This window comes from Phormidium sp. FACHB-592, assembly GCF_014695795.1.
In the GTDB taxonomy this organism is placed as follows: Bacteria; Cyanobacteriota; Cyanobacteriia; order Leptolyngbyales; family Leptolyngbyaceae; genus Stenomitos.
Genome location: NZ_JACJOZ010000014.1, coordinates 80,586 through 90,761, shown reverse-complemented (window position 1 = coordinate 90,761; position 10,176 = coordinate 80,586). Strand labels below are relative to the sequence as shown.

9 protein-coding genes and 1 pseudogene are annotated in these 10,176 nt (G+C 48.5%); 7 read left to right on the top strand and 3 right to left on the bottom strand.

Annotation, left to right across the window (positions count from 1 at the left end; translation table 11 throughout):
- Positions 1 to 220: 220 nt before the first annotated feature.
- Positions 221 to 1,068: pseudogene (locus H6F86_RS03280) on the bottom strand (IS630 family transposase).
- A gap of 760 nt (positions 1,069 to 1,828) precedes the next feature.
- Between H6F86_RS03280 and H6F86_RS03275 the strand changes: the two are divergent.
- Complete coding sequence (locus H6F86_RS03275; RefSeq protein ID WP_190446681.1) at positions 1,829 to 2,320, top strand: hypothetical protein; 492 nt, start codon at positions 1,829 to 1,831, stop codon at positions 2,318 to 2,320.
- Between the two features lie 41 nt (positions 2,321 to 2,361).
- Positions 2,362 to 2,772, top strand: a complete 411-nt coding sequence (locus H6F86_RS03270; RefSeq protein ID WP_190446680.1) for a hypothetical protein — start codon at positions 2,362 to 2,364, stop codon at positions 2,770 to 2,772.
- Between the two features lie 974 nt (positions 2,773 to 3,746).
- Here the strand turns inward: H6F86_RS03270 and H6F86_RS03265 are convergent.
- Together H6F86_RS03265 and H6F86_RS03260 are read right to left on the bottom strand one after the other, a co-directional pair.
- On the bottom strand, positions 3,747 to 4,448 hold the full coding sequence (locus H6F86_RS03265) for a response regulator transcription factor (RefSeq protein ID WP_190446679.1): 702 nt from the start codon (positions 4,446 to 4,448) through the stop codon (positions 3,747 to 3,749).
- 157 nt (positions 4,449 to 4,605) lie between these two features.
- Positions 4,606 to 5,694 (bottom strand): HAMP domain-containing sensor histidine kinase, encoded by a 1,089-nt coding sequence (locus H6F86_RS03260; protein ID WP_190446678.1) that lies wholly within the window; start codon positions 5,692 to 5,694, stop codon positions 4,606 to 4,608.
- Positions 5,695 to 6,150: 456 nt separating this feature from the next.
- Here H6F86_RS03260 and H6F86_RS03255 point away from each other — a divergent pair, with 456 nt between their 5' ends.
- The 5 genes from H6F86_RS03255 (at position 6,151) to H6F86_RS03235 (ending at position 10,162) form a co-directional block, all read left to right on the top strand.
- Positions 6,151 to 6,642, top strand: coding sequence for a Pvc16 family protein (locus tag H6F86_RS03255; protein WP_190446677.1), 492 nt, complete (start codon positions 6,151 to 6,153; stop codon positions 6,640 to 6,642).
- A gap of 80 nt (positions 6,643 to 6,722) precedes the next feature.
- Entirely contained in the window at positions 6,723 to 8,429 is a 1,707-nt protein-coding gene (locus H6F86_RS03250) for a phage tail sheath C-terminal domain-containing protein (protein ID WP_190446676.1), read from the top strand.
- 110 nt (positions 8,430 to 8,539) lie between these two features.
- A complete protein-coding gene (locus tag H6F86_RS03245; protein WP_190446675.1) occupies positions 8,540 to 9,043 on the top strand; it encodes a phage tail protein in 504 nt (167 codons plus the stop codon).
- Positions 9,044 to 9,076: 33 nt separating this feature from the next.
- Entirely contained in the window at positions 9,077 to 9,556 is a 480-nt protein-coding gene (locus tag H6F86_RS03240) for a phage tail protein (RefSeq protein ID WP_190446674.1), read from the top strand.
- A 93-nt stretch (positions 9,557 to 9,649) separates the two neighbouring features.
- On the top strand, positions 9,650 to 10,162 hold the full coding sequence (locus H6F86_RS03235) for a phage tail protein (RefSeq protein WP_190446673.1): 513 nt from the start codon (positions 9,650 to 9,652) through the stop codon (positions 10,160 to 10,162).
- Positions 10,163 to 10,176 lie beyond the last annotated feature (14 nt).

The following is a 10,176-nucleotide window of genomic DNA, read 5'->3' as shown; positions in this document are numbered from 1 at the left end:
TCACTTCGCTCAAACTCAGGCGGGAATGGCTCCGGCGTTCACCAGGCATGGAAGGCAACTGCACTTGGTGTTGCCAACCGTGCTCAAAGTGCTGATAAAAATCGTCCAGTTCACAAAAAAGGTGTGCAATATCCAGACGCGATACGATGGTTTCCATAGCTGAGACCGTTACTTCAAAACCAGTCTCAGCTTTTCTTGTGTCAATTTCTGTTCGTCGAACTCACGTTAAAGAACAAAAGCTAGACAAGCGTTTGCGAATGCGGCTTTTCAGCCAAGCCCAACACTTCTCAATGCGATTGAAATCTGGAGAATTAGCAGGAAGATACAACAAACGGCACCCAACCGCCTCGATGAGTTGAGCAATTCGTCCAGCATGATGAAACGTTGCATTATCTAGAATCAAAACCTTTCCAGGCTTCAGCGTTGGCAGTAAACACGTTTCTAGCCAGGTCTCAAACACAACTCGATTGCAAGAGCCATTGACTGTAAAGGCTGCTCTTAACTGCTGCTCACAGTCAGCAGCGACCATATTGACTCGTTCACCTCGCCGTCCAGACTTGAAGGCTTCAAATCGCACTTCGCGTTCACACCAGCCATAGCCATTATCCTCTCGTTGGTCCATCCCCGATTCATCAAGCTATACTCGGTCCTCAACCGGAACCTGTGCAAGTTCTTCTAGGAACGCCGCTCGTTTTTGCTTATCGCGTTCTCGATAACCATAAATCTTTTTTTTCGACTCAAACCCAGTTTCTGTAGCGCTCTTGAAAGCGTGCGAACACTAACGGGCTCTTGCCACAACTGTGCCATCTGCTCTTGGGTTTGGCCACCATGCTGCTTGGCAAACTGGGCGAACTTATTCCAATCTGTGATTTTGCTGTTCGTTCGATGCGGTCGAGTGGTTTTGGCTTGGTAATCTCCAGTCTCGTTCTGGCGCTTCAGCCACAGGTTAATTGTGTTGCGGCTAAGCCCAAATACTTGAGTCGCTTCACTCTTCTTCATACCAGCTCATTGGATGGCGTTGAGCACCTTTTGACGCAAGTCATAACTGTAAGCTTGTGCCCTAAACACACTCAGCACTTCTAGCGGGAGAATAGCTCTTAGCCTATGTCCTAACTGTATTGGCAATAGCTATACTTTCCGAGCGGTGCCTCTGGCTTTCCAAAACTCAACACGTTCTTGGTTTGCCTTCTCGAGCTTCGCTTGTCTCAAATTTTCGTTGAACACCGCTGCAAGCTGCTGACTCACGAAGCGGTTGTAGTTACCGCCCATGCTCTGCACGTCCTAGACTTAGCGGCTGAAATCATTGAAGGGGCAATTCAAATTGGCATAGGCAAGTTTACTACAGAGGAGGAAATAAAAGAAGCAGCTTCAGTTTTAGCTGATGCTGTTGCTAGGGTTAGCAAAGTTCTATGCTCATAAGCTCAACAGCATACTCCTGAAGCTTTTCAAGCACTTGGCTATAATAAGCTGTGTCTTGTGGCAAGGGTATGGTTCCAATTTTGTCTCTTGGCAAAACTATGGTTCCAAAGGCTGAAAACTATAGCCCATCTCGTAACCAGAGAATGCCTATTTCGGGATTGTCAACGGCAAAGCTATGGTTCTATCGTTGGCAAAACTATGGGTTTAGTCACAAAGGTCAATGTTGCCTCTACCAGCGGCATTAGGGGCAAATTTTGCTGGCGCAGTGACCGAAGTCATGCAACAGAAGTTAGCAGGACTGTGAGACGAATATATCGAGCCACTTATGCAAGCGTTGGTGGTGCCATAGAAACTCCTTCGACACCAGTAGGCTAGAAACGTTCACTTTTTGTTCAATGGTGCTTCCTTCATGCAAAAGACCCATGCCTTCGCGATCCTTGTCCCCGTTCCAGAGGAGCATTTGCTTTCAGGACTGGAAACGATCGCGGCTCAACTCGATGCCGATGATCTGCCACCGAATCATGTGCCCAAAGTTGCCTTTGGCAGCATGGACTTTGAAGTTTTTGGAGCAGCCGAAAAGCTGAGAAGTGGTCAGGCGGTCGAGGTCTTGATCTATGCCTCTCATGCCAAAGGCGACCAACCCTTGAACCCACAGGTGACTTGGCGCGGGCTTTACGTGGGGTCTGTGGGATCTCGTCGCGGTCGCTATCCCGGTAAAGCGATGTATCGGCCCAAATCGACTGCCACTGATAGTCCTACTTGGGCTGTGTTTTGGGAAGTTCAAGGGTTAGAACCGCTGAAAATGCCGCTGTCGATCGGCAGCTTGCGAGGGAAAGATAAGAAGACAAATTATCAGGCTCGGTTCCTTCCAGACGGTCCCGTCTTGATTGAATTTCCTTGATCGCGGTAGTGAGCAGACCTCAAGCACACCAAAAAACAATCATGAAAATCGCGACCTACAATCTTCGGTGTGGCGGCAAAGCCAACCAGCGTGTTCACTGGACTCAGCTTTTTGAGGTGGCAAACCCAGACATCTTTCTGGTGCAAGAGACCTGCTCCCCTGAACAATACGTAACCAGCCGCTTTTGGGAGGCTCATCAACAGCAGGTGCAGTGGGCAAAGGTGGTGACTAATGCGTGGGGCAGTGCCGTGTTCGTACGATCGGGCACCGTTAACCGCATTCCCGTACCGAATTTTGAGGGGTGCGTTGTGGGTGTGGAAGTGGAGGGCTTTGCCTGGTCAGCGAACCAGAGACGAAAGCTATCTTCAGCCTTCATGCGCCAGTACCGTATAAACCTTCGGTCAATCGAATACTTGATTGGATTGGCAGTCTGCCTGATGACAGTGATCTGATCATTAGAGGTGACTTTAACCTGACGGTGGGTGTGCGTCACCCTGATGAAAAGCAGCAAACTCAGGATTTGTGGTTGCTGGAGCGCCTGCGAAAAGAGTTTGGCTTGATGAACTGTTGGCAAGCCGCGACCCCAACCGCAATTTGCCTCAGACGTTGCGCTGGTGCCGGGATAAAGCAACCCCTTATCACTGTGATAGCATCTTTGTGCCGGCCCTGGTACCGCTATCTGAATCACTGTGAGGTGCTGGCTTCACCTCTGTCAACTATGGGATTGATGAGGCTTCTGAAGACTGATTCAGCCCAAAGCAGCATTAGAAATCGAGGCAATCTGAGTCAGTGTTTTGTGCAGTACAGCCATTGCCAGGTATTGAGTTAGTAATAGGCTCTCAGATCTACGATTAACCTAAGTTCAGGTTAAGTCAAAGGCTAAAACCCCTGCTAAGACTAGCTTGAGTCGAGTAAACAGTCAGTCACTTTTTCTCAATAGGACTGCTACTGCAAGTATTTGCAACTGTGGAGCTTACTGACAAGAACTTGACCGAGAGCGTGGTGGCAAGTTACGGAAAACCAGGGCTTCAGGCGATTCCTTATCCCGGACTGATGTTAACTAACGTGAGTTCGGGATAAAAGAGCCTGAAGCCCTGATTTTTCGTACTGCACCGTTTAGAAATTCCCGAATTGGCGGTTTGAGGGCAAAAAATGGTGTTTTTAGCTGTAGTTCTCAGGGTGAGATGTTGATAAAAGCCCTGTTGAACAAAGTTTTCAGCTTTCGGGCTTAACCCGAACTCACGTTAACTAAATTGAGCTAAAGCTGGTCGTTTGTTCTTCAACAGTTTTTGCGACAGAGCTAGCTTGGTTGGATAGGCGGTTGAGGGCAGCAACTAGCCCAGCAATCAGGGGCTTCTACCCTTGATTCGAGTCGTGAGAGCTAACAATTTCGTCTCTAGGGTAGGCATCTTTACCGCGAAGTCAACTAGGCTGAAACCAAACCCAGCTTGAGAGCCTGCAACGCTGCTTGAGTCCGACTAGAAACTTGCATCTTCTCAAAGATTGTAGTCAGATACGCTTTTACTGTACCGACAGTAATGTTCAGCTTTTGAGCGATCGCTTCATTCGATGCACCTTGTACTAGCCAATGCAAAACTTCGCGTTCGCGTTCAGTCAGGTGAATGGTTTGAGTACCTGACATAGAACGCCCTCCAGCAAAATGAAAGAGATGGAAAAAGCTTGTTGCGACCTCGGGTGATAGGTAGATCTGATTTTGCATCACAACCTGTATAGCTTCGAGCAACTGTGTCGAGAGATTGTGTTTAAACAAGTAGCCTTTAGCCCCTGCTTGCATCGCTCTGTAAACCCATTCGCCCTCTTGATGCGCTGACAGCACTAGCACATGACTGGTCTTAGAATGCGATCGCAACTGCTGCAACACTTCAATACCGCTGCTTTGTCCCAGATCCATATCCAGCAAGATCAGCATCGGCGATTGCTGAATCGCGTGTTCGATCGCTTGTTCTAACGATGTGGCTTGACCAACCACCTGAAATTGCAGCGTACTCGTTGTGCTGTAAAACGCCAACAGGCTGCTCAACCCCTTACAGAAGGCGAAACAATCGTCGACTAACAACGTAGAGATGGGGTGAGTTAGTGGGGGAGCCAGGGTAGTCAATGGATACATAGCTACAGCTAAAACAATTATTAAGTAGATGAACTTGCTAGGGAGCTGAACGAATCAACAGGGTAAGCAAAAGAAAGAGATGTTAGTTACTGGTGGCGACTGAGGCAATGTTAGTTTGCAGAAAGAACCGGTGAGGCAGCGAAAAATTAGTCTCACTTTAAGGGACGCTACTAACCGTTTGAGGCAACGTGATACAAAATTGGGCACCAGCGTCGGCTAAATTTTCAGCCCATAAACTACCTCGGTGCTCTAAGACAATTTGCTTAGCGATCGATAACCCTAGTCCTGTACCACCGGGGCGGCGGGAATAAAACGGTGTTCCGAGCGATCGCAAATCCTCCACCGACAGCCCAGGACCACTATCACTCACCTTAATGACGACCTCCCTTTGAAAACCTTGCCACTCCCAGGTAATTTGTCCAGCGATGGGGCTAAAAGCGATCGCATTATGGAGCAAATTTTGCAACACCTGTCTCATTTGCCACTCGTTCACCTGAAGCCATAGCGGTTGGGAGCCATAGACCACGGTTAGCTGTTTTTCTGCAATCCAGGGCTGCAATTCTTGACAACATTGCGCCACGAGTTGCCGCAGATCGTAGTGACCTAGACAACTTGTGGTTGCAGCGTCATCAGTCAAGTGGTTGAGGCTGACATGCATACTTTCAGCGGTGCTGTGCAGACTCTTTAGCCACTCCGAAGTTTGCGGCTCTACTGCCGCAGTTTTGAGTAAATCAGCGTATAGCAAGATAAGAGATAACGGCGTTTGAAGCTGATGACGGGTACGCTGTAATGCCTTCTGTGCGTTGAAACCGTAAAGCTCCTGGCGATCGAGGTGCTGCTGCGATCGCGCAAATAGCGTCATGCCATATCGTTGATGCTCAGAGAGGGGAACCCGACTCCAGCACAGCAGATAACAGAGTATGTCAGGCGTTCTTGTACAAAGACAGCCGTATAGATAATAGGAATCAGAAACCTGTGGGTTTTCGATCGCTACAATGTCAAATAATTCTGCCTCAGAGAGGTACGTCCACTTGATCAGTGCTTCTAGCGGCATCGCTCCTAATGCAGACGGCTCGCTCCTATAAACTGCCTGACGAGGTTGGTGATGAGGGGAACCAGACAAAATGCCACTACCGACAAACTTAAACTGATGCACAAACTCCTTAAGCGATGTTTGCCAAACGGTTTGGTACACATTGTCCCCTAGCCAACCCTGATCAGGAGCGACTGGGAGTGGAATAGCCATTTGAACGTCCCTCATGCTCAAAATCTGCCATAAGTATGAGTTAACTTTAGCCACTATGCAGTGTGATTGACCCTTTTTATTTTTTACTTAGATTTTATTTACAGTTAGGAAGATTAGTAGTTAAGAAATATTTAGACTTTTGCTAGCCATAATGCCAAAGTCAGTAGTGTCTTAGTCTCAGCGTAAGACTTAAAAGACTAATGCCAGCAACATCAAACTGGACAAGCTGTCTCAATAAAGTTAACTTGTTCTACTATTTCCTTACAGATTCATCGAGATCGATTAAGAACTTGTCGTGCACCTCTTAACGTTTTCAGCCCTCAACCGACTGTTCTTAGTAGTTGTCGGCGTACGCTTTAAGTAATCCGTCTAGGCAATTGCTAACTAAAGTCGAGTTTCGCGAGTAGAATCCCTTTCCTAGAGTATGGAAAGACAGGCTTCCGCGATTTCTGACCTATGATCTCTGCTGCATCACAGACTTTAGCTAGATTACTTGCTCAAGGGCTAGCTCAAATTTCTCAGGAGCAGATTTCCTTTGAGCACCCGCAACTGTGGCGGCGAGATGAACCAGGCTTAAATCTGTATTGCTATCACGTTCAACACACTGAGCGATTGAGTCGTTCCGATTGTCGTTGGTTCGATCTAACGTTTTTGGTTGGTGTCACTCATTACACCAGGTTGGGTGAGCAAAGCCTGTTCTCTGAGGTGCTGAGCGTACTGTCTCACGATCAACAACTGCCCGATGCAATTGTTGATCACACCTTGCGTGGCTATGGAGCGTTACAAATGCGTGTGTTCACCCAGGCTCCCGCTGAGAACGTCGTGTTTTGGACAGTGCTTCGTGCTCCATTGCAGCTAGCGCTGCATGTCACGTTGACGGTTCCCCAGCCACTCGCTAATCAATCAGTGCCTGTACCAAAGGGGTTAACGCTTTCCCAAAATATGTAGATTCCTAAATTATGTAGATTTCAGCTACAGAGACGAGACCAGACAATTGCTCATTCCAAATCAACGGAGGCACGTGAATCATGGCATTAGATTATTTTGCTCCAGGTGTATATGTTGAGGAGGTCGATCGCGGTAGTCGTCCGCTCGAAGGCATCAGCATGAGTGTGGCTGGCTTCGTCGGCTTCACTGAAGATGTGCGCGGTGATGCTGATTTATTCAAGCCAAGTCTGATCACTAATTGGAATCAGTACCTGGAATGCTTTGCACGACCTGGGTCTGACGGCTTTACCGACTTTGATGCTTACCTACCGTTTGCGGTGCAAGGCTGGTTTCAAAACGGTGGTGGACGCTGCTGGGTGGTTAGCATTGGTACCAAATTGCCCGGTACACCTGCACCTGAGTCTCAAGAAACAGCCACGCGCCTGCTGACCTCTGCGAAAAAGCCATCGCTTAGCTTTAATCTCAAGCTGCCAGAAGCAGAGGGTGACGCGCCTGCACTGCCACCTGCCGATCGCATTGTGGTGACGATCGTTGAAAGTGAGCCAAAACCAATTGAGGATGCCGATCCTGATGCTGAGCCACCATTTAACACTGGCGAATTTTTCAAGGTTGTGGTTCGCAGTGGCGATCGAGAGCTAGAGTCGTTCCCTCACCTGACCATGAACGCTCAGGCAGATACTGCCGTTGCCGATTATGTCATGACAGCACTAGAGGACTCCGAGTACCTCACGGTCACCAATATTTCAGGGGATCAAGGACATCCCTTAACTCGCCGTCCGGCAAACGGTCGTTACGAAGTTGCACCACCGCCTTATATTGCACCTGTTGAGCGATTAGCAAGAGATTTGCACGGTGTCAGAGACGAGCGGAAAGGCATTCAGGGGCTGTTTGAAATTGATGAAGTGGCAACGATTGCCTGCCCTGATTTGATGCGCGCCTTCCAGAATGGACTACTGGATCTTGACCAAATTCACGCCATTATGGAAATGATGGTGAGCCAATGTGAAAACTCCTTCCCCGGTCCTGCCTATCGCATGGTTGTGCTAGATCCACCACCCGTAAAGTTACGCCGAGGACTAGAACCTGTCGCACCAGAAGAACAAAAGCCTCAAGATATGGCTCAATGGTTGAGTCATTTTAACCGTCGATCAATGTTTGGTGCACTGTATTACCCCTGGATTAAGGTTGCCAATCCTCGCAACAACAATCGTCCGATTATGGTGCCGCCCTGTGGTCATATGATGGGCATCTGGTGCCGGACGGATGAGTCACGGGGAGTGTATAAAGCCCCTGCCAACGAGACTCCGAGAGGCGTCCTGGGACTAGCTTACGAAACTAATATGCGCGAGCAAGAACTGCTCAACCCCTTGGGTATCAATTGCATTCGGAACTTTGCCAACTTTAATCGCGGGTATAAAGTTTGGGGTGCCCGTACCTTAGTCGAACCCGATAACGTGCAATGGCGGTACATCAGTGTGCGCCGCTTGATCAGCTACATCGAAAAGACGATTGAGTTGGGCACGCAGTGGGTTGTGTTTGAACCTAACGATCAAGACCTTTGGGCGCGAGTGACCCGTACCGTTGAAGGCTTTTTGACGCGGCTTTGGCGGGATGGTGCTTTGTTTGGGGCAAGCCCGACGGAAGCCTTTTACGTTAAGTGCGATGGTGACTTGAATACACCTGACACGATGATGCTCGGTCGCCTCTATGTAGAAGTTGGGGTTTGTCCCGTGCGTCCGGCAGAATTTGTCATCTTCCGTATTAGCCAATGGGCACCTAATCAATAAAGCGGCTGGAGGCAAATTAACAGTTCCATGCCGTTAGTTTGCCTTCATTACGTGGTTTGCAATTTTGTTCACAGCAGGACTTTTAGAGGATGTCGTAAGGGGAATCGATTATGACCGATATTTCAGTTAAACCTATTACCACTAGCTTCTTCTATGTCGAATTTGACGGCATGACCGACAAGATGATCAAAAGTGTGCAGGAAGTGGCGTTTGAGGGGCAAGTAAAGGGGAACGACAAGGCGCTTGCCTCTACCAAGGGTGGCAAAACTCTGCGTCAGAGTACATCAACTGGCTTTGAAGAAAATCCGAACTTCACGATCGAGGTTTACCTGCGCGAAGGCGATATGGATTTCTATAACTGGATGCAAGCCACCATGCCTACTAGCTATTCGGGGGGTTCGAGCGCAGCAGGGCAGGGAAAATGGGCAGACAATCGCAAAGATGGTTCAATTGTTGCGTATGACCCTGGCAATAACGAAATCCTGCGCTTCAATGTCACCAAAGCCTGGATTAAGAGCTACAAAGTGTCGGATTTTGCTGCGGATAGCGCGGATTTGGCGGTTGAAACTTTTGAGATTGTGTGTGAAGACATTCGCCGCGTAAAAACCAAGTAAGGACTGACCTCATAGCTACTTTAGGAGCGCTCTATGGCAAAAGAAGAAGTATTAGCGACATCTAAGTTCTATTTAGAATTTGATGGCATTGCTAATTTGATTACTAAAAGCGTGAGTGGGCTATCAATCACGTTGGATACTGCCGGAGATACAAAGCCCTTCGGCGTTCGCAAAGATGCTGCCGCGTTTATGCAGGCAACTGTAAGTGGTGTTACTAGCGCCACGGTCAACGTCGAGTTTGTGGCAACGGTTGAAGATCAGTCAATGCACGATTGGTATCGAGCCTCTCACTCAATCGGGGGTCCGTCAGCAGGTAAAGGCTCCTCAGCTAAGGGGGCACGCAAAAACGCGTCTCTCACTGTTTACAACCAAGCAGGAGAAGAGGCGGCTCGCTGGTCTTTTACAGGCGTTTTTCCGAAATCCTACAAAACTTCCAAAATGGAGCCAGGAGGAAGTGAGCTATTTACTGAAAAGATGGAGTTTGTCTGCGAAACCTGTCATCGCATTAAGTAAGTTGAAAGCATAACCGCAGCATGGGACACATCCTTTGGCATTCCATTTGAGCATTGTTATGTCTTGATCGTCTGGTTCAGGAGGTGAACATCATTGACGCAACCCAAATATGAACTCTTAACCAACTCTAAGTTCTACCTGGAGATTACCCTGGCAGGGTCTAAGGACGAGATCGACGGCTACTTTATGGAATGCCAGAGCTTCAAACGCTCTCAGGAGGTTATTTCAGCCTGCGAGGTGACGCCGCAAAAATGGGGCAGCAAAGATGCGAAAGTTGGGCGGGTCGTCCGTACCAAACTGCCAGGCAATAGCAAGAGCGAAAACATTACGCTGAAGCGAGGGCTCTGCATCTCAGACACACTCTGGAAGTGGTTTAAAGCAGTCGAAGAAGGGAAATGGGGCGAGCAGCGGCGCGATGGTGACTTAACAATTTATGACCAAAGTATCAATGCCAAAGCCCGCTTCCGCTTTTTCAGAGCCTGGCCTGTCAGCTATAAAATTTCAGATTTACAAGCATCCGGGTCAGATTTTGAACTGGAGGAATTGGAGTTAGCTGTGGAGGAGTTTATTCGCGTACAGCCTGACGGAAAAGAGATTGGACCATAAGGAGGTCAGGGTTC

Excerpts from the sequence above, each read along its gene's own strand:
- H6F86_RS03275 (WP_190446681.1), top strand. The coding sequence starts at position 1,829 with ATGCAAAAGACCCATGCCTTCGCGATCCTTGTCCCCGTTCCAGAGGAG.
- H6F86_RS03270 (WP_190446680.1), top strand. The coding sequence starts at position 2,362 with ATGAAAATCGCGACCTACAATCTTCGGTGTGGCGGCAAAGCCAACCAG.
- H6F86_RS03265 (WP_190446679.1), bottom strand. The coding sequence starts at position 4,448 with ATGTATCCATTGACTACCCTGGCTCCCCCACTAACTCACCCCATCTCT.
- H6F86_RS03260 (WP_190446678.1), bottom strand. The coding sequence starts at position 5,694 with ATGGCTATTCCACTCCCAGTCGCTCCTGATCAGGGTTGGCTAGGGGAC.
- H6F86_RS03255 (WP_190446677.1), top strand. The coding sequence starts at position 6,151 with ATGATCTCTGCTGCATCACAGACTTTAGCTAGATTACTTGCTCAAGGG.
- H6F86_RS03250 (WP_190446676.1), top strand. The coding sequence starts at position 6,723 with ATGGCATTAGATTATTTTGCTCCAGGTGTATATGTTGAGGAGGTCGAT.
- H6F86_RS03245 (WP_190446675.1), top strand. The coding sequence starts at position 8,540 with ATGACCGATATTTCAGTTAAACCTATTACCACTAGCTTCTTCTATGTC.
- H6F86_RS03240 (WP_190446674.1), top strand. The coding sequence starts at position 9,077 with ATGGCAAAAGAAGAAGTATTAGCGACATCTAAGTTCTATTTAGAATTT.